Consider the following 20428-nt stretch of genomic DNA (forward strand, 5'->3'; position numbering starts at 1 on the left):
TTTCCCTGAAGAAAATGCATTATAATGATAGCAGAAACAAGAAGAATTTTCACAGGAGGGAACTTATGTATTACGAAGAACGAGATTTTCTGGAGACCGCTGATCAGGAAACATTAGATCAGATTGCGTTGCGGTTGGGAATCCTTGTAAGGTAATACGTCAGTTAGAATCAGATATGGAATTTTGTAAGAACCTGTGATAGAATAACACCAGTAAAGCCTGGAGGTTGCCGAATGAGTGGTAAGAAATTTAACACAACAGGTATCTGCATACCTTCCCTGCATTATATGGTAGATACAACGGATATGATCGATCAGATTATTGACGGATATATTGAACAGGGAGAATATTTTACTATCAACCGCGCGCGTCAGTTCGGTAAGACAACGACATTGGAGCTTCTCTATCAGAGACTTAAAGAGAAATATATTGTGCTGGATATCAGCTTTGAGGCGGCGGACGAGTATTTTCAGACATTAGGGACACTTGCCAGAGGATTGATCATGGATATTTCGGAGCGGTTAAGGGCACAGCAAGTTCCAAAGCCTTTGTGTGAAGAATGGGATATCCCGGTTTCAGGAGAATTTCCGCTGCGTGATTTTGGAAGAAAGATTACGGCTCTTTGCAGCAAAAGTGACAGGGAAGTGATACTGACGATCGATGAAGTAGATAAGAATGCGGATAATCAGATATTCATGTCATTTCTGGGGCTATTAAGAGAAAAGTATCTGAAGCAGAGGAGTGGAAAAGATCATACCTTTAAATCAGTAATTCTTGCAGGAGTATATGATGTTAAGAATCTGAAATTAAAGCTGCATGCGCCGGAAGAATCCAAGTACAACAGTCCTTGGAACATTGCTGCTGATTTTACGGTCAATATGAGTCTTACGAAAACCGGAATTGCAGAGATGTTGTGCGGTTATGAGCGGGATTGCCATACAGGAATGGATATTGAATATATTGCCCGGCAGTTGTATGAATATACCTCTGGTTATCCGTTTCTTGTATCCAGATTGTGCAAGCTAATAGATGAGCAGGTGGCGGGAACAAAGGAGTTCCCGGACAGACATTCTGCATGGACAAAGGATGGTTTTCAGGCGGCAGTGAAGCTGATCTTATATGAATCCAATACATTGTTTGATGATATGCGCAAGAAGCTGGATGAATATCCGGAACTGTCTGAGATGATCTATGTACTTCTGTTTAATGGGAAAAGTATTGCATATAGTCCGGATAATCTGGCGATGGATATTGGTATGCGCTTCGGATTCATAAAATGTGCAGATGAACAGATTGCGGTTGCCAACAGGATTTTTGAAACGAGGCTTTATAATTATTATCTGGCTGAGGAGATGCTGGGAAATAATACTTACTCAGCATCTATGCAGATTAAGAATCAGTTTATTCACGGTAACGTTCTGGATATGGAGTTGATATTGAGAAAATTTGCCGAACATTTTACAGATGTATATGGAAACAGCACGGATAAATTTATCGAGGAGTATGGCCGTCTTCTGTTTCTTCTCTATTTGAAGCCGATTATCAATGGAACCGGAAATTACTATATAGAATCCAGAACCAGGAGTATGGGGCGGACAGATGTGATCGTGGATTACTTAGGGCAGCAGTATATTGTGGAAATGAAGATTTATCATGGAAATGAATATAATCTTCGGGGTGAGAATCAGTTGATGGGGTATTTGGATGATTATCACCTTAAGAAAGGGTATATGCTGAGTTTTAACTTTAATAAAAAGAAACAGGTCGGGGTTCACGAGGTAATTCTGGGAGAGAAAACGTTGATTGAAGCAATCGTGTAGGAGAGAATGGCAGATTTTGCAATTGCGGAATCTGTCATTCTTTGATACATTTTGGCAAATTGTAAAAAGTATACAATAGTCAGAAGGTGATATTGTGAATTGTGTATAAATTTGGATATTTTGAAATTAAAGGTTGCAAATGTTTTAACAATCGGTTATTATAGGTATAGGCAATGAGATATATATGAGTTGTCTATAAGTAAGGTGAGAAGAGAATACAAGAGTGGGTTGATATTTTCCAAGAGAGAGTCATAAGTGTGGCCGCCGAAGAGGCAAACCTGATTGGTAATCAGGCGAAACTTTCAGGCAAAAGGACTGGAGAATGTACCACATTCTGAATCTTGTGCTATATGATAATTTCTAGTATGTATTGATATGTTATCGGGGCAAAAGACAGAAGGGACGATTGCACGCATGATTGTGTTCAAATCGTCCTTTTTTAATACGATACCGAAGAGATGGCCGGAAGGGAGAAGTGGAAGCAGATGGGCAGTAGAGAGTATATGGTCATAACCAACAATCCTCTGGTCTGGGACAGACTTAAGGAGACACGTCATGTGGTCTACCGGGAGATTTCCTATGAAGAGATTCTAAGGGAAGTAAGAGACAGAATTCACGAAGGGCACACATTGTTATCACATCCGTTATCCGGAAGCGTGAAGCCCAATGAGACACCATACAAATCCATCATGATATCAGAACGGAAGGGGGAGGTTGACGAAGGGTCGCTTAAGTTGATTGAGAATGCCATACAAGCGTGCCGCAAATTCATATTCAAGTCTGACTTGTATGAGGAATCGGTATATGACGATTTTCAGATTATCGACTGGACTCTGTTGGAAAGCGGGATGGCATCGGCAGATGCGTTGTAATTTTTCAAAGGTTGTAAAAGCATTGCAGCTTAAAACAATAATATCAATATTCTAAGGAGGGAACCAAAAGTGAGATTAGAAATGGGACACATTTACATTAAGGATATTCAGTTTGCGGCTGAGTCTAAGATTGAAGACGGTATCCTTTATGTATCCGAAGAGGCCGTTAAAGCGGTTGCTCTCGAGGACGAGAAGATTAAGAGCGTATCATTTGATATCGCGAAGCCAGGTGAGTCTGTGAGAATCACACCGGTTAAGGACGTCATCGAGCCAAGAGTTAAGGTAGAAGGAAGAGGAGGAATCTTCCCGGGCGTGATCGCTAAGGTTGATACCGTTGGCGAAGGTAAGACATATGCACTGAAGGGCATGGCTGTTGTTACGGCTGGTAAGATCGTAGGTTTCCAGGAAGGTATCATCGATATGACCGGTCCGGGAGCAGACTATACACCATTTTCCAAGACCCTGAATCTGGTTATGATCTGTGAGCCGGTAGATGACATCAAACCGCATGATTATGAGAGGGCGGTACGTTTCGCAGGCTTCAGAGTTGCTGTATATCTCGGAGAGCTGGCACGTGAGCTTACTCCGGATGAGACGAAGGTATACGAGACATGCACCATCAAGGAAGGCATGGAGAAGTACCCGAATCTTCCAAGAGTTGCTTATGTACAGATGCTTCAGAGCCAGGGCCTTCTGCATGATACTTATGTATACGGCGTGGATGCTAAGAAGATCGTTCCGACGATCATGAGCCCGACAGAGGTTATGGACGGCGCTATCGTGTCCGGTAACTGTGTATCCGCATGTGATAAGAACCCAACTTATGTTCATTTGAACAACCCGGTTGTTCATGATATGTTTGAACAGCACGGCAAGACCTTTAACTTCGTATGCCACATCATCACCAATGAGAACGTATATCTGGCTGACAAGCAGCGTTCTTCTGACTGGACGGCGAAGTTATGTAAGATGTTAGACCTTGACGGCGTTATCGTATCTCAGGAAGGATTTGGTAATCCGGATACTGACCTGATCATGAACTGCAAGAAGATCGAAGCAGAAGGTGTTAAGACTGTTATTATTACAGACGAGTACGCAGGACGCGACGGAAAGTCTCAGTCGTTGGCTGACTCCGATCCGGCGGCAGACGCAGTTGTAACAGGCGGTAATGCGAACCAGGTAATTATCCTGCCGAAGCTTGACAAGGTAATTGGAACCTTGGATTATGTAACGAAGATTGCAGGTGCAAGTGAGGAGACACTTCGTGAGGATGGATCTCTTGAGGTTGAGCTTCAGGTACTTACAGGTGCAACCAATGAGACTGGTTTCAATAAGCTGAGTGCTAGATAAGAAGGGAGGATAAAAACATGGCTAAATTAAAAGTAGTTCATTACATCAATCAGTTCTTTGCACAGATTGGTGGAGAAGAGAAAGCAGATTATCCGGCAGAGATCCGCGTTGGCGAAGTTGTCGGACCAGGTATGGCGTTGACACAGCAGTTCGGTGAAGACGCTGAGATTGTTGCTACGATTATTTGTGGTGACTCTTATTTCAACGAGAACCTTGAGAAGGCGAAAGCAGATATCCTTGCAATGGTGAAGGATCAGGCTCCGGATGTATTCGTAGCAGGTCCTGCATTCAACGCCGGACGTTACGGTGTTGCCTGCGGTACGATTGCGGCGGCGGTTCAGGAAGAACTTGGCATCCCGGCTGTTACGGGTATGTATGTAGAGAACCCTGGCGCTGATATGTTCAAGACTCAGGTTTATATCGTATCTACGAAGAACAGCGCTGCAGGTATGAGAGACGCAGTTAAGAAGCTGGCTCCGTTGACAGTTAAGATCGGAAGAGGCGAGCCGATCGGCGCTTCCTCAGAAGAAGGATATATCCCGAACGGTGTTCGTGTGAACTTCTTCGAGAAGGAGAGAGGATCTCTCCGTGCAGTTAAGATGCTGATCAAGAAGCTTGCTGACAAGCCGTTCGAGACAGAGTTCCCGATGCCAGACTTCGACAGAGTTGACCCGAATCCGGCAGTTAAGGATCTTGCTCACGCTAAGATTGCGCTTGTTACCTCCGGCGGTATCGTTCCGAAGGGCAATCCGGACCACATTGAGAGCTCCAGTGCTTCACACTACGGTGAGTATGATATCGCAGGCGTTATGGATCTGACAGAGGAGACATACGAGACAGCACACGGCGGCTACGATCCGGTTTATGCAAATGAAGACTCTGACCGTGTATTACCGGTTGACGTACTTCGTGATATGGAGAAGGAAGGAAAGATTGGGGAGCTTCATCACCTGTTCTACACAACAACAGGTAATGGTACGGCTGTTGCATCATCCAAGGCTTTCGCTGCTGAGTTCTCTCAGAAGCTTAAGAACGATGGTGTTGACGCAGTAATCCTCACCTCCACATGAGGTACCTGTACTCGTTGCGGTGCAACGATGGTAAAAGAAGTAGAGAGAGCAGGAATCCCTGTTGTACACATCTGTACAGTAACTCCTATTTCTATGACAGTTGGTGCTAACAGAATCGTACCGGCTATCGCAATTCCACATCCTCTTGGAAATCCTGCATTGGATGCAGATGAGGAGAAGAGTCTCCGTCGTAAGATCGTTGAGAAGGCATTGGTTGCCCTTGAGACCGAAGTAGACGGACAGACTATATTCGACTAGACGCCTAGAGCACTTGGCGAGGTATTGTCGAGCCTAGTGCGAAGCGCATCTGTGCACTTGGTGAGGTTCTTTCGAACCTAGTGCAGCAGATGATACCTTACGAGGTTCTATCGAGCTTAGTGCAGCAGATGATACCTCTAAAATGTTTTAAATTTGGACAAATCAGAAAATTGTCCTTGCAGAATGTATTTTATTTTAATTTAATAAGTGATATAGTGTAACAAAGAGTTGCACTATATCACTATAAAAAAGGAGAAATTTCGTTATGAGCAAAATTTATGACGTAATTGTCCTGGGCGCAGGTCCGGCAGGTTTGGCAGCAGGACTGTACGCAGGAAGAAGCCGTCTTTCTGTTCTGATCATCGAGAAGGGTCAGGACGGCGGACAGATTGCTATCACAGATGAGATCGAGAACTATCCTGGACAGACCGTAGAAGGTGAGTCAGGACCGTCCCTGATCGCGAGAATGACAGAGCAGGCAGCAAAATTCGGCGCTGAGCGCGTATCTGACACGATTACAGAAGTATCCCTTGACGGAGAAGTTAAGGTGCTTAAGAGCGCGAAGGCTGAGTATCAGGGAAAGAACGTGATCATCGCTACAGGCGCTCATGCAAGGCCGATCGGCTGCAAGGGCGAGGCAGAGTATATGGGCAAGGGTGTCTCTTACTGTGCTACCTGTGATGCAAACTTCTTCGAGGATTTTGAAGTATATGTAGTAGGCGGCGGAGATTCTGCTGTTGAGGAAGCTATGTATCTGACGAAATTCGCAAGAAAAGTAACCATTATCCACAGAAGGAATGAGCTTCGTGCAGCGAAGTCCATTCAGGAGAAGGCGTTCAAGAATCCGAAGCTTGATTTCATGTGGGATTCTGTAGTAGAAGAGCTTGGCGGAGACGAGATCCTGTCCGAGATGACCGTTAAGAATGTGAAGACCGGAGAGATTACGAAGGTTACGGCAGACGAAGACGACGGTATGTTCGGTCTGTTTGGATTCATCGGAACCGTTCCGAATTCCAAGATCTTTGAAGGCATTATCGATATGGATGAGCGTGGATATATTAAGACGGATGAAGATATGCATACCAATATTCCAGGTGTTTACGCGGCTGGAGACGTTCGTATCAAGAGCTTAAGACAGGTAGTGACCGCAGCGGCTGACGGAGCGATCGCAGCAGTGCAGGTTGAGAGAAGCATGTCCGACTACTTCTAAGAATATTCGTTGATATACCAGATTATTCTACAAAACTCTTGTAAATAAGCACGCTTATTTATATAATATTGTCAAGCGGAAGCGTGTTTATAGGGATCTTGCCGTTATACAGCAGGATTTTCATATCATAAATCAATAAAGGAGGATGATAGAAATGATAGATGTAGATAAGAACACATTCCAGACTGAGGTTCTGGAAGCAGAAGGTTATGTATTCGTTGACTTCTACGGTGACGGATGCGTACCATGCCAGGCTTTGATGCCGAAGGTACATGAGTTCGCAGATAAGTACGGCGATAAGTTAAAATTCACATCTCTGAACACGACAAAGGCTCGCCGCCTTGCGATCGGGCAGAAGATCCTCGGCCTTCCTGTAATGGCTATCTATAAGGATGGACAGAAGGTTGAAGAGGTTGTGAAGGAAGATGCAACTCCAGAGAGTATTGAAGCGATGATTCAGAAATATATCTAATCGGATATAGTTCTTTATCATAGACAAATGTTTTTTACCACACAAGAAAGGAGAAAGCATAATTATGGCTATTTTAGAAGGGAAAAAAGCAATAATTATCGGAGACCGTGATGGAATTCCGGGACCGGCGATCGCTGAGTGCGTACAGACTGCCGGTGCAGAAGTAGTATTTTCATCAACGGAATGTTTCGTCTGAACGAGCGCAGGCGCAATGGACTTAGAGAATCAGAAGAGGGTTAAGGATTTTGCTGAAGAGTATGGTGCAGAGAACTTAGTAGTAGTTCTTGGTGCAGCAGAAGGTGAAGCTGCAGGTCTTGCAGCGGAGACTGTAACAGCAGGAGACCCGACATTCGCAGGTCCATTGACAGGGGTCCAGCTTGGACTCACGGTATATCACGTATGTGAACCAGAGATGAAGGAAGAATTCGACGAAGCTGTTTATGACGAGCAGGTTAGTATGATGGAGATGGTACTTGACGTTGACGATATCGTCAGCGAGATGAGTTCTATCAGAGATGAATTCTGTAAGTATTTGTAAGAAATAGGATTAAAGAGCGGGGAAGACTCTATGGTGACCCACCAGGGTCTTCCCCCTTTTTTCTACCCTGCCGGGCGGGAAGCTCCTTGAGGATAAGGACGGCGGGATGCCCGGACAGGATACAATACCCTTCGATATGAAGAAAAGAAAGGTGGTAAATAAGACAATGAACAGTGTAATCAAAGGTGCCAGCTACGTGCTTGCACATACACCACAGATGGTGGTATATAATGGAACAACCCAGACAACAGAGAGGATCGTAAATCCGGAGTCCGAATACCTGAAAGAGTTAGAAAGTCATCTGCGTTCCTATGAGGAATGTGTGAACTACTGGCCAAACCAGGTATATATCGGCAATGCGACACCGGACGACCTTGCAGGCGTGGAATTCCCATATTATGACAAGGCAAAGGAAGGCGCAGAGAGGTACGGAAAATACGGAGAGATCATGCCGGAAGAGGAGTTCATCCTTCTGGTACAGGCATGTGACCAGTTTGAGGTTGTCAAGATCGATAAGGACTTCGTAAGCGCACACAAGGATGCATTTGCGGCAGACCCGATCATCACAGACGACATTGTTGCAAGAGTTGAGGCGGGCGTTGAACTTGCTGAGATCGAGGCAGCAGTAAAAGACGAGCATGCAGAGGGAATCTATGTTGCAGGCAAGCTTGTTGCATGTGTAAAGAGAGCGCATGATATCGATGTGAACCTTTCTGCACACGTTATGCATGAGAACCTGATGAGCAAGGCGTCAAGCGTACTGGCTCTGTTATACGGCGTTAAGAATGCAGGTATCAGCAAGGATGATATCGAGTATGTGATCGACTGTGCGGAGGAAGCCTGCGGTGATATGAATCAGAGAGGCGGCGGCAACTTCGCTAAGGCAGCGGCAGAGATCGCAGGTCTTAACAATGCGACAGGTTCCGACAGCCGCGGATTCTGTGCAGGACCATCCCATGCATTGATCGAAGCAGCAGCTTTGGTAAAATCCGGCGCATACAAGTGCGTAGCTGTAACTGCCGGCGGATGTACCGCGAAGCTTGGTATGAACGGCAAAGACCATGTGAAGAAAGGCCTTCCGATCTTAGAGGACTGTCTGGCAGGCTTCTGTGTGATTCTGTCTGAGAACGACGGAGAGAATCCGGAGATCAACCTTGACATCCTGGGACGCCATACTGTCGGAACCGGAAGCGCTCCGCAGAATGTTATCGGAAGCCTTGTTGCAGATCCGCTCGAGCGAGCAGGACTTAAGATCACGGATATTGACAAGTTCTCACCTGAGATGCAGAACCCAGATATCACAAAACCAGCAGGTGCAGGCGATGTGCCGATGGCCAACTATAAGATGATCGCGGCTCTGGCTGTAAAGCGCGGCGAGCTTGACAGAAAGGAACTGGCATCTTTCAGCGCCAACCATGGTCTTACAGGATGGGCGCCGACACAGGGACATATCCCGTCAGGAGTACCTTACATCGGATTTGCAAGAGAGGACATCCTTGCAGGCAAGATCAAGAATGCGATGATCATCGGAAAAGGAAGTCTGTTCCTTGGACGTATGACAAACCTGTTCGACGGTGTTTCCTTCGTGATCCAGGCAAATACAAAGGCAGAGGCAGAGGCTGCTGCAGGCGTATCTGAGGAAGAGGTAAAGGGATTGATCGCAAAGGCGATGAAGGATTTCGCAGCTTCCCTGATCGCAGAGTAAGGGGGACGGTGACAATGGCAAATAATATTGAGAGAATGATTGCCGATACCTTTATGGAGATGGCTCAGGGTCTTGAGACGGGAAGCTTTGGAAAGAGACCGAAGGTAGCTCTTACAGGTATGGGAAGCGAGCATGGAGAAGAGAACTCCATGAAGGCGGCCGTAGAGGCGGCAAAAGACGGGATTGACGTATATTATATCGGAACATTAGAGGCAGAAGGCGTTACAACCATCAAAGTGGCCAATGATGAGGAAGGCCATGACCGTATGGAAGAGATGCTGAAAAATAAAGAAGTAGACGCGGCAGTTACTATGCATTTTCCATTCCCGATCGGCGTATCTACCGTGGGACGCTGCGTGACACCGGCTACAGCGAAGGAGATGTTCATCGCGAATACGACCGGGACATCCAGCACGGACCGTATTGAAGGAATGATCAAGAATGCGATCTACGGAATCATCACTGCGAAGGCATGCGGCAATGCGAATCCAACCGTAGGTATCCTGAATGTTGACGGCGCCCGTCAGACGGAGAAGGCGTTGAAGCAGTTGCAGGAGAAGGGATATGATATCGCATTTGCAGAGTCCGGAAGGGCAGACGGCGGATGCGTTATGAGAGGAAACGACGTGCTGCAGGCATCTCCTGACATTATGGTAACGGATTCTCTTACGGGAAATATCCTGGTTAAGATGTTATCCTCGTTCAACACAGGCGGAAGCTTCGAGGCAACAGGCTATGGCTATGGACCTGGAATCGGAGAAGGCTACGAGCAGTTAGTCATGATCGTATCAAGAGCAAGCGGCGCTCCGGTAATTGCCAATGCGATCCGCTATGCGGGACAGCTTGTAAGAGGCAAGGTGTTCGAGGTCGCGAAGGCAGAATTCGCAGCAGCGAAGAAAGCAGGCCTTAAGGAGATCTTAGATGCGCTGAAGGCTTCTCAGAAATCTGCAGGCGCGGCAGAAGAGGTAAAAGAACCTCCGAAGGAGATCGTAACTGCGCAGATCGCAGGTATCGAGGTCATGGACTTAGAAGATGCGGTAAAGGCATTGTGGAAGATCAATATCTATGCGGAGAGCGGAATGGGATGTACCGGACCGATCGTCCGTGTATCTGATGCGAACCTTGCGAAGGCAGAGGAAGAGCTTAAGAAGGCCGGATATGTTAATTAGATTTATTGAGATAATATGAATTGGAAGAAGAGCGGTATCTTATGTTAAGACGCCGCTTTTCTTATTGGTTTCTTTGATACAGGTAATTTTACCCTGTAATTTTCTGAAGTACGGTGCTATAATGAGGAAACGGGAGCATAGCTTTTAATATTTGGAGGGCAGATTATGAAGATCCGGCAGATAACGAGGAATAAAGATGAATACATGAATTTGCTGCTGATGGCTGACCCGCAGGAGGATATGATCGAGAGATATCTGGACAAAAGTGATCTGTATGTGCTGGTCAACGGCGGGGACGTCTGCACTGTCTGTGTGGTGGAGCCGCTGAAGAACCGAAAATGTGAATTGAAGAATATAGCCACCCGGACAGAGGACAGAGGGAAGGGCTATGCAAAATACATGCTTCGTTATATCTGTGAGAGATACAGCGCTGCCTGTGACGTCATGTATGTGGGAACGGGCAATTATAAAGAAATCATAGGCTTCTATGAACAGTGCGGGTTTATCCATTCCCATATCGTTGCGAACTTCTTCTCGGAGAATTACAGGGAGCCGATCTATGAAGACGGTGTCCGGCTTACGGATATGATCTATCTCAAGAAGCAGTTGGATTCATCGGTAGATGTAAAGAAGGTAGTGGATCTGGCCCTGGAAGCGGGACGGATATTGCTTAAGAACGGTGCGGAGATCTTCCGTGTGGATGAGACGATCACACGGATCTGCAACAGCTTCCATGTGGAATATGTAGATACATTTATCTTAAGCCATGCAATATTCGTCAGTGCGGAGAATGGCGTGGAGGAGGCGTATACCAAGGTGAAGCAGATCCCGCTGTCCGCATCTCATCTGGGAATCGTGGCGGAGGTGAATGAGCTGTCAAGAGAGATCGCCGGCGGATTCGTCAGCATTGAGGAGGCGAAGGAGAGACTTCGCAGGATCGATCAGATGCCGGCTAAGAGGAGTTATTTTCAGGTGCTTGCGGCGGGCATGGGAAGCGGGAGTTTTGGTTATCTTCTGGGGGCGACGGCGCTTGAGAGTGTGATCGCGTTTGGTATCGGGTGTATCCTGTACATGTGGGTGCTGACTGCGAAGAAGTACAATATCTCTAAGATGCTTGTGAATATCATAGGAGGAGTGATCATCACGGTTCTGGCGCTTGCGGCGCTTCATCTGCCGTTTGCGGCGCCGGTGAAGATCGATGGGATGATCATCGGCGGGATCATGCCGCTGGTGCCGGGGCTTGCGTTCGTGAATGCGATCAGGGATATTGCGGACAGTGATTTCCTGTCGGGTACGGTGCGGATGATCGACGCGCTTCTGGTGTTCGTCTATATCGCGGTGGGAGTAGGTTTTGCGCTCAGTGTGTATAACAATATGGGAGGAGGTCTTATGCTGTGATACATAATTTTATCATGCATGTGATCTGTCCGTTTGTGGGTACGGTTGCATTCGCGGTCCTGTTCAATGTTCCTAAGAGGTTCTATCTGTGCTGCGGATGCACCGGAGCAGCGGGATGGCTGATGTACCATATGGTGATGATTTACGGCGGTTCCGCTGCAACGGCGTCATTTTGCGGTACATTGGTGGTAGTCCTGCTGTCAAGGATTCTGACGGTGATCATGAAGTGCCCGATCACGATCTTCCTGGTGTCCGGCATCATTCCGTTGGTGCCGGGGGCGGGAGTCTATTATACGGTATTCTATATGGTGAATAACGAACTTGCGGAGGCGGCAAGAAGGGGAATGGAGTCTGCGAAGATTGCATTTGCCATCGTGCTTGCTATTGTATTCGTGGTATCACTTCCAAGGAAATATTTCCAACCTCTGTACTGGAGGGAAAGGAAGGAAAGAAAAATCAGAAAAGGTTGAAGGATATTCGGAGTCTGTGGTACAATGTGAAAAAGCATATTGTATAGTTGTAGAGGAGGTTTTGGGATATGTTAGAAGGTAATTTGCTTCAGATCCTGCAGGAAAGCAGATACACGACGGTTTTGAGCGGATTTGGCATGCTGCTTGAAAGTGGATATCCGTCCCTTCGAGATGGTGAGAAGTCTTATGATATAGAACAGAAATACGGTTACTCTATGGAAGAGATGTTCTCAAGCTCTTTTTATTCGACACGTAAGGTTCAGTTCTTTGAATTCTACCGCAAAGAGCTGTTAAGCCATCTTGACAAGCCGCCGGGGAAGGGGTTTTTGGCAATGGCGGAATTGGAGAGGAGAGGACTATTCCAGTCGATCATCACCAGGAGGATCTTCGGCTTGCCCGGAAAGGCCGGATGTAAGAATGTGATCGAACTGCACGGCAATGTATATGATAATTTCTGTCCCCACTGCGGACGCAAGTATCCGATGGAGTACATAAGGGATTCCGTGAGAGTTCCGCTGTGCGAGAGCTGTAAGACACCTGTCAGGCCGAGGGTGTGCCTGTTCGGCGAGATGGTGGATAACGCCGTGATCACGAGGGCGGCGGAAGAGATACAGAAGGCGGAGGTGCTGCTGGTCCTGGGAACCACTTTAAGCTCTCACCTGTGCAGCCAGTTGATCGACTATTACGAGGGAGACAAACTGATCCTTGTGAACGAAGAGCCGCATCACGCGGACAGATTTGCAGATATTGTGATCCACGAGAGGGTGGATGAGATGTTAGAGAGATTACAGAGAGAATTGGGAGAGTAGACATGAGCAGAGTAAGAACAAGATTTGCGCCAAGCCCTACCGGGAGGATGCACGTAGGGAACTTAAGGACGGCGCTTTATGCATACCTGATCGCGAAGCATGAGGACGGAGATTTTATGCTCCGGATAGAGGATACGGATCAGGAACGATTTGTAGAAGGGGCGCTGGAGATCATCTACCATACCCTTGAGGAGACCGGACTTGTCCATGATGAGGGGCCGGATAAGGACGGCGGAGTAGGACCCTATGTGCAGAGTGAGAGGAATGCTTCCGGATTATATCTGAAGTACGCGAAGCAGTTGATCGAGCAGGGGAATGCTTATTACTGCTTCTGCGATAAGGAGAGACTTGCGTCTCTTAAGAGCAGCGTGTCAGAGAACGGGGGAGCAGAGATCGTCGTCTATGATAAGCACTGTCTGGGACTTAGCAGGGAAGAGGTAGAGGCGAATCTTGCGGCAGGCAAGCCTTATGTTATCCGATTTAATATGCCTGTAGAAGGAACTACGACCTTCCAGGATGATATATACGGGGAGATCACCGTGCCAAATGCAGAACTTGAGGATCTGATCTTGATCAAATCAGACGGATATCCTACCTATAATTTTGCCAATGTGATCGACGACCATCTGATGGGGATCACTCATGTTGTGCGGGGCAATGAGTATCTGTCATCAGCGCCGAAGTACAATAAGATCTACGAGGCGTTTGGCTGGGAGGTTCCCACGTATGTGCATTGTCCGCTTATTACGGATGAGAACCACAAGAAGCTGAGCAAGCGGTGCGGCCATTCTTCTTATGAGGATCTGATCGACCAGGGCTTTATCACAGAGGCTGTTGTGAATTACGTGGCGCTGCTTGGCTGGTGTCCTGCGGGGAATCAGGAGATCTTCTCACTGGAAGAGTTGGTGCGGGAGTTTGACTACCGTCATATGAGCAAGTCGCCGGCTGTCTTTGATATCGTGAAATTAAGATGGATGAACGGCGAATATTTCAAAGCCATGGATGAAGAGCGGTTCTATCAGATGGCGAAGCCGCATATCGAAGCGGTTGTGACAAGGGACTGCGACTTAAGGAAGATCGCAGGGCTAGTCAGGACCAGGATTGAAGTGTTCCCGGATATCCGGGAGCAGATTGATTTCTTCGAGGAGCTTCCAGAGTATGATACCGCGATGTACTGCCACAAGAAGATGAAGACCAACGAGGAGAAGGCCTTAGGCGTGCTTGAGGATGTCCTGCCGCTTCTTGAGACACAGGAGGATTACAGCAACGACGCGTTGTTTGCATTGCTGAAGGGATATGTGGACGAGAAGGGATACAAGACCGGATTCGTGATGTGGCCGGTCAGGACTGCCGTGTCCGGGAAGCAGAACACTCCGGGCGGAGCAACGGAGATTATGGAGATTCTGGGCAAAGAAGAATCCCTTAAGAGGATCCGCAAGGGTATTGAATTATTGAAGGGGAATCTATGAGTCTGAACCACGCTCAGAGTACGGCGGTCGCTCACAGAGACGGACCGTGTATGGTCCTTGCCGGTCCCGGTTCCGGGAAAACGCTTACCATTGCAAAGAGAATTGAATATTTGATCACAAGATATAAGGTAAGGCCAGAAGAGATTCTGGTCATTACCTTTACTAAATGTGCTGCAAGAGAGATGAAAGAGCGGTTCCGTCAGGTGATGGGAACTGCGGGGATGCCGGTCACCTTCGGGACATTCCACGGCATTTATTACGGGATCCTGAAATGGGCATACAGGCTTGACCAGTCGAATCTTCTGACGGATGAGGAGAAATACGCGCTGATACGCCAGGAGGCGTTGAAGCTTGAGTGGGAAGAGCTTGCTCAGGCTGAGGATGAGAGAGACTATCTGAAGGAGCTTGCGGCCGAGATCGGTAATATAAAGAACAATTGTTATGACATAGAGGCCTATGAATCGGTGCGCTACGGGGAACAGCGCTTCCGCAGGCTGTATCATTCCTATGAGGGGGAGAAGAAGAGGCTTCGTAAGATTGATTTCGAGGATATGCTCGTTATGTGCCGCAGTCTCTTCCTGAAAAGACCGGATATCCTTGGGAGATGGCAGGAAAAGTTCAGGTACATTCTGGTAGATGAATTCCAGGATGTGAATCAGGCACAGTATGATGTGGTGCGAATGCTGGCGGCTCCCCGGAACAACCTGTTTGTGGTGGGGGATGACGACCAGTCTGTCTATGGGTTTAGGGGAGCGAAGCCGGGGATCATGATGGAATTCGCGAAGGATTATCCGGAGGCTAAGAAGGTTCTCCTGGATGTGAATTACCGCTCTGCCGCCCATATCGTGGAAGGCGCGCTTAGAGTGATCGCCCATAATGAGGAGCGTTATGATAAGAAGATCCGTGCGAAGAAGGATAAGGGAGAGACGATCCATGTGCAAGAGGTAAGAGATCCGATGGAGGAAGGCAGATATGTCTTTGGGCAGATCCGGGAGTATCAGAAAGCAGGGATTTCCTATAAGGAGATGGCAGTGTTATACAGGACAGCCATAGATGCAAGGGCATTGTCAGAGGTGCTTTCAGAGCGCCAGGTCCCGTTTGTGATGAAGGAGAAGATCACAAGTCTGTATGATCATTTTATCGGGATGGATATCATGAGTTATCTTCATCTGTCCCAGGGGCATTATGAGAGGAAATATTTCCTGCGGGTTGCGAACAGGCCGAAGCGTTACATCAGCCGTGACAGTATGAGGGAAGGAAAAGTCTCTTATGAGTCTCTGCGGAATTTCTACTGTGACAAGGACTGGATGATGGACCGGATCGACCAATGGGAATGGGATATGAAGATGCTGAAGAATCAGGCGCCTTATGCAGCCATCCAGTATATCCGCAAAGGGATCGGATATGATGAATTCCTGCGTGAATATGCGGCCGGCAAAGGGATATCGGAAGAAGATCTTTTGACGGTCCTTGAGGAGATCCAGCAGAATTCCAGAGAATATCAGACTATCGAAGAGTGGTTCGTCCATGTGGAGAACTATAAGGAAATGCTTGAAAAGCAGAAGGCAAAAGGCGGCAGGGAAGCAGCGGATGGAGATGGGGTTATGCTTATGACCATGCATGGGGCAAAGGGACTTGAATATGAGGTGGTCTTCGTGATCGAAGGCAATGAGGGCAGCACCCCTTATAAGAAAGCGAAGACAAAGGAAGCCCTGGAGGAAGAGCGGCGTCTGTTCTATGTTGCGATGACGCGGGCGAAGAGTAAGCTGATCATCAGCTATGTAAAAGAAAAAAACGGAAAAGACGTAAGTCCTTCCCGTTTTGTCGAAGAGCTACTCCTCGTCTGATTCTTCGAATTCCTGAGTGTCCATCCATTCGTCGAATGCGTCCGCGGCTATCTCATACTCTTCATCGTCCTCAATATTCTCAAGTTCCGGTTCTCCGTCAGGGGTCTCGACATAGCGGTAGAGATAGACGTCGCCGTCCTCGGCGCCGCCGTCTTCATTCAGGGGAAGAAGGGCGATGTATTCTCGCCCTGCCGCTTCGAACAGGGTTAAGATCGCACATTGAACGACTTCATCATTGTCGAGGGTCAGTTCAACAGTCATGTATTCATCCATAGTATCCGTCTCCTTTGTTTAGGTACTTTTCCGTTACTGTTTACTCCTGGACCGTGCACCACGCTGCACGGTCACAGACCAGTGCATTACCAAGGCAAGAATCCGACCTCTTGCCGTAAGGCAACTTGAAATAGGGCGGATTCGTTGCTGTGAGCGCCGTAGGTGCGAACAGTAACACTTTTACTGTAACAGAGGACGGGAGAAAAAGCAAGAATATCTAGCCAAACACAAAAAAATGTTGTAAAATGTAGATGGCGTGAGTGAGACGGAATGATAAGAGAGGGGCAGGAAGGAGAATGTTCATGAGAAAGAAGGTGCTGTTGAGGGTATCGGTCGTAATACTCATATGCATTTTCGGATTGTCTGCATGTAAGAAGAACGTGGGAACGCCCGAAGACAATGCGGTTACCGAAGAAGTACAGGAAGATGAGATGCCCGAAGAGGATGTATATGTATTCGGATTTACGGGAATTGATATGGAGAACCCTTATTTTATAACCCTGGAGTCGGCAATTCGCGAGAAGCTTGAGACGGAAGGGCCTTACAGCCTGATCACGAAGGATCCGGCCTCGGACCCGGACCTGCAGGCGCAGCAGATTCGGGAGATGATCGAGGAAGGGATCAACGCTATATTCTTATGTCCGGTAGATTGGGAGAAGATAACTCCATCGCTGGAGGAGCTTAAGGAGGCGGATGTTAAGATCATCAATGTAGATACCCAGGTAAAAGAGATGGATTATGTGGATGCATATATCGGATCGGATAACCGGGAAGCAGGGTACATCTGCGGAGAGGATCTGATCAGCAGGTGTCCGGAAGGAGGGACGGTGGCGATCCTAGAATGTCCGACGCAGAATTCGATCAACGACCGTATCACCGGATTTGAGGAAGCAGTCGCATTGGCGGAGAAGGGATTCGAGGTTGTAAGAAGAGAAGATACCAACGGCGAATTCGAGAAAGCACTGGAGGCGGCAAAGGCGATCGTGAAGGATTATCCAGATGTGACGGCGATCATGTGCGGGAATGATCAGTTGGCGGTTGCAGCCAAGACGGCGGTGAATCTTGAGGGTCTTAAGCAGGTGATCATCTATGGCGTGGACGGTTCGCCGGATATCAAGAAGGAATTGAAGAAATCAAACGGTCAGATCGCCGGTACGGCGGCGCAGTCTCCGATCAGTATGGGGAAGACGGCGGCGAAGACTGCCGTAGGTCTGCTGAGCGGCGAAGAGTATGAGAGAGAGATTTATGTAGAAGTATTTATGATCGATAAAGATAATGTTGATATGTATGGAGTAGACGGATGGCAGTAGAGCGATAGCAGGAAGGATAAGGCATGAAGGAGATACAGGGGAGGCCCTTACCATTAGGAACTACAATGATAGGCAATGCAGTCAATTTCTCTGTGGCGGTACCGCAGGAAAAGGAATGTCAATTGTTATTATATCGGGCCAGGGCAAAGAAACCATCTGCTATATATGAGATGAACAGGGAGATCGGAGAAGTTCGTTATCTTGCCCTGGAGGGTTTGGAACCATCGAAGTATGAATACAATTACCGGATCGGCGGGAAGATCGTGGTCGATCCATATGTGAAAGCGATAGCCGGGAGAAAGACCTGGGGGCGGGTATGCGACATCCAGAAGCATGAAGTGAGAGGTATCCTGTATGATGAAGATTATGACTGGGAGGGGGATGAACCCTTACGCCTTCCGTATCACAGTATTATCGCATACAGCCTGCATATACGGGGGTTTACCAGACATACTTCTTCCAGAGTCCAGAGTAAGGGGACATTTTCAGGGGTGATCGAGAAGCTGCCTTATCTTAAGGATCTGGGAATCAATCAGATACAGTGTATGCCGGTCTATGATTTTGAGGAATGTATGCAGTACCGGAATTACTGGGGGTACGGTCCTGCTTATTGCTTCGCGCCCAAGAGTTCTTATGCGGCTTCTGAGGATGCGGTGCGGGAGCTTAAGGATATGGTGAAGGCATGCCATCAGGCAGGGATCGAAGTGGTGCTTGAGATGCCGTTCACGGAAGAGGTCTCGAAACAGATGATGGAAGAGTGCCTGCGTTATTACATGATCGAGTATCATATAGACGGGTTCATCCTGAATCCGCAGATTGCACCGATGACAGCGATCTATGCAGATCCGATCCTTAAGAAGACGAAGATCATGGTTCATCAGATTGATTTTCAGACGGTTATGCGCCGTTTCCTTAAAGGAGACGAGGGGATGGTTGAAAGTGTCATGTACTGGCTAAAGCATATTTCCGGGAAGGACGGTATCTTCAACTGTATTGCCAACCAGAATGGATTTACATTACAGGACATGGTGTCTTATGACAGGAAGCATAATGAGATGAACGGAGAACACAATCAGGACGGTCCGGAATATAATTACAGTTGGAATTGCGGGGCAGAGGGGCCGACCAGAAAGAGAGCGATCATGGGCCTCAGGAACCGGCAGATGCGGAATGCATTTTTCCTGCTTCTGTTGGCGCAGGGAACGCCGTGCATTCTTGCGGGAGATGAGTTTGGCAATTCCCAGAAGGGGAATAATAATGTATACTGTCAGGATAACCCGGTGGGATGGACGGACTGGAGCAGGCTTGAGAAGAACCAGGAGCTGCATGATTTTGTGAAGAAGCTGATAGGGATCAGAAAAGCGCATCCGGTATTCTGGCCCAGAGAAGAGATGTGCGGGATCGACCAGATGAGCTGCGGGGTTCCGGATGTATCTTACCATGGAGAGAATGCGTGGAGGGCGCCGTCAGAGGTGTTCAGCAGACAGCTTGGCGTCTATTACAGCGGAGCGGTTGTCGGCGGGGAGGATTGTTTTGTCGCTTATAATATGCATTGGATCAAGCATTCCTTTGCTTTGCCGGCGTTATCCAGGAAGAAAAAGTGGTACAAGATCGCTTCAACAGAAGAAGGGATCTTAGAGTCGGCAGAGCTTCTTGAGAATCAGCGCATGGTGGCCCTCAGGGAACGGACGGTCATGATTATTGTAGGCAGGGAGGAACATGGAGAGAAGAAAGGCAAGGCAAGGGCTGACATCGTATCAGCTTAAATGGATCGCGGTCATAACAATGGTGATCGACCATATCGGGGCGGTGTTATTCCCGGGGGAATTGATATGGCGCATAATCGGGCGGCTGTCGTTCCCGATCTTCTGTTTTCTGCTGACAGAAGGATTCTGCCATACCCATAACAGGAAGGCTTATATGCAGAGGCTAGGCGTGTTTGCCCTGGTCTCCGAGATTCCCTATGATCTTACCTTCCATGGGAGGCTGTTGGAGCTTGAACGGCAGAATATATTTTTCACATTGCTTTTGGGTGTGATTCTGCTGCATCTGCTTGAGAGCGGCGGACAATGGCTGCTGCAGGCGGCAAAGGTCCTGTTCATGATGTGGATCGCGGAGGTTTTTAAGGTGGATTATGGATATGAAGGGATGCTTCTGGTCTGTATCTTCTATCTGTTAAGGGAACATCTGTGGCTTAAGGCAGCAGGAGGCGTATTGTGGAATTTCCTCTGGGAGAACCGCCTCCAGGCCTTCGGCGGGTTTGCCGTACTGCCGATTCTGCTGTATAACGGTGAGCGCGGAAGGAAGATGACATACTTCTTCTACATCTTCTACCCGGCGCATCTTCTGGCGCTGCATGTGATCGACATCTATGTGCTGAGCGCCTGA

At 47.8% G+C, this 20428-nt stretch carries 18 protein-coding genes and 1 riboswitch; of the genes, 17 read left to right on the plus strand and 1 reads right to left on the minus strand.

All coding sequences use genetic code 11. From position 1 onward, the window contains the following. Window positions 1-233 precede the first annotated feature (233 nt). From VSQ62_RS10530 to VSQ62_RS10595, 14 genes are all read left to right on the plus strand, one after another. A complete protein-coding gene (locus tag VSQ62_RS10530) occupies window positions 234-1820 on the plus strand; it encodes a P-loop NTPase family protein (protein WP_334634843.1) in 1587 nt (528 codons plus the stop codon). Window positions 1821-2049: 229 nt separating this feature from the next. Continuing rightward, window positions 2050-2148, plus strand: a riboswitch (glycine riboswitch). Window positions 2149-2305: 157 nt separating this feature from the next. Further along, window positions 2306-2692 (plus strand): GrdX family protein, encoded by a 387-nt coding sequence (locus tag VSQ62_RS10535; RefSeq protein WP_334634844.1) that lies wholly within the window; start codon window positions 2306-2308, stop codon window positions 2690-2692. A 69-nt stretch (window positions 2693-2761) separates the two neighbouring features. Further along, window positions 2762-4042: a glycine/sarcosine/betaine reductase component B subunit gene (locus VSQ62_RS10540; RefSeq protein ID WP_334634845.1), complete on the plus strand. Its 1281-nt coding sequence runs from the start codon at window positions 2762-2764 to the stop codon at window positions 4040-4042. Between the two features lie 17 nt (window positions 4043-4059). Continuing rightward, complete coding sequence (grdB, locus tag VSQ62_RS10545; RefSeq protein WP_334634847.1) at window positions 4060-5370, plus strand: glycine reductase complex selenoprotein B; 1311 nt, start codon at window positions 4060-4062, stop codon at window positions 5368-5370. Window positions 5371-5635: 265 nt separating this feature from the next. Next, window positions 5636-6580, plus strand: a complete 945-nt coding sequence (trxB, locus tag VSQ62_RS10550) for a thioredoxin-disulfide reductase (protein WP_334634849.1) — start codon at window positions 5636-5638, stop codon at window positions 6578-6580. Window positions 6581-6734: 154 nt separating this feature from the next. Beyond that, window positions 6735-7052, plus strand: a complete 318-nt coding sequence (trxA, locus tag VSQ62_RS10555; RefSeq protein ID WP_334634851.1) for a thioredoxin TrxA — start codon at window positions 6735-6737, stop codon at window positions 7050-7052. A gap of 64 nt (window positions 7053-7116) precedes the next feature. Beyond that, window positions 7117-7590 (plus strand): glycine/sarcosine/betaine reductase complex selenoprotein A, encoded by a 474-nt coding sequence (grdA, locus tag VSQ62_RS10560; RefSeq protein WP_334634853.1) that lies wholly within the window; start codon window positions 7117-7119, stop codon window positions 7588-7590. A gap of 166 nt (window positions 7591-7756) precedes the next feature. Continuing rightward, a complete protein-coding gene (gene grdC, locus VSQ62_RS10565) occupies window positions 7757-9295 on the plus strand; it encodes a glycine/sarcosine/betaine reductase complex component C subunit beta (RefSeq protein WP_334637626.1) in 1539 nt (512 codons plus the stop codon). A gap of 14 nt (window positions 9296-9309) precedes the next feature. Then, entirely contained in the window at window positions 9310-10464 is a 1155-nt protein-coding gene (grdD, locus tag VSQ62_RS10570) for a glycine/sarcosine/betaine reductase complex component C subunit alpha (RefSeq protein WP_334634855.1), read from the plus strand. Between the two features lie 165 nt (window positions 10465-10629). Continuing rightward, window positions 10630-11862, plus strand: coding sequence for a GNAT family N-acetyltransferase (locus tag VSQ62_RS10575; RefSeq protein ID WP_334634857.1), 1233 nt, complete (start codon window positions 10630-10632; stop codon window positions 11860-11862). 14 nt (window positions 11863-11876) lie between these two features. Beyond that, entirely contained in the window at window positions 11877-12332 is a 456-nt protein-coding gene (locus VSQ62_RS10580; RefSeq protein WP_502957816.1) for a threonine/serine exporter family protein, read from the plus strand. A 68-nt stretch (window positions 12333-12400) separates the two neighbouring features. Further along, window positions 12401-13141 carry an SIR2 family NAD-dependent protein deacylase gene (locus VSQ62_RS10585; RefSeq protein WP_334634860.1) on the plus strand — a complete coding sequence of 247 codons (741 nt, stop codon included), beginning with the start codon at window positions 12401-12403 and terminating at the stop codon, window positions 13139-13141. 2 nt (window positions 13142-13143) lie between these two features. Next, complete coding sequence (gltX, locus tag VSQ62_RS10590) at window positions 13144-14610, plus strand: glutamate--tRNA ligase (protein ID WP_334634862.1); 1467 nt, start codon at window positions 13144-13146, stop codon at window positions 14608-14610. Beyond that, on the plus strand, window positions 14607-16457 hold the full coding sequence (locus VSQ62_RS10595; RefSeq protein WP_334634864.1) for an ATP-dependent helicase: 1851 nt from the start codon (window positions 14607-14609) through the stop codon (window positions 16455-16457). The genes gltX and VSQ62_RS10595 overlap by 4 nt, the downstream gene beginning before the upstream one ends. Here the strand turns inward: VSQ62_RS10595 and VSQ62_RS10600 are convergent. Further along, the gene (locus tag VSQ62_RS10600) at window positions 16443-16730 is read right to left on the minus strand and encodes a DUF1292 domain-containing protein (RefSeq protein WP_334634865.1); all 288 of its coding nucleotides are present in this window, start codon (window positions 16728-16730) and stop codon (window positions 16443-16445) included. The genes VSQ62_RS10595 and VSQ62_RS10600 overlap by 15 nt on opposite strands. Before the next feature lie 302 nt (window positions 16731-17032). Between VSQ62_RS10600 and VSQ62_RS10605 the strand changes: the two genes are divergently transcribed. The 3 genes from VSQ62_RS10605 to VSQ62_RS10615 are packed head-to-tail and all read left to right on the plus strand — an operon-like array spanning window position 17033 to window position 20428. Further along, window positions 17033-18040: a sugar ABC transporter substrate-binding protein gene (locus tag VSQ62_RS10605; protein ID WP_334634867.1), complete on the plus strand. Its 1008-nt coding sequence runs from the start codon at window positions 17033-17035 to the stop codon at window positions 18038-18040. A 23-nt stretch (window positions 18041-18063) separates the two neighbouring features. Continuing rightward, window positions 18064-19806 carry an alpha-amylase family glycosyl hydrolase gene (locus tag VSQ62_RS10610; protein WP_334634870.1) on the plus strand — a complete coding sequence of 581 codons (1743 nt, stop codon included), beginning with the start codon at window positions 18064-18066 and terminating at the stop codon, window positions 19804-19806. Continuing rightward, window positions 19760-20428, plus strand: a complete 669-nt coding sequence (locus VSQ62_RS10615; protein ID WP_334634872.1) for a TraX family protein — start codon at window positions 19760-19762, stop codon at window positions 20426-20428. Before VSQ62_RS10610 ends, VSQ62_RS10615 begins: the two co-directional genes overlap by 47 nt.

Origin of the sequence: Sporofaciens sp. JLR.KK001 (assembly GCF_036941055.1) — a bacterium.
In the GTDB taxonomy this organism is placed as follows: domain Bacteria; phylum Bacillota; class Clostridia; order Lachnospirales; family Lachnospiraceae; genus Sporofaciens.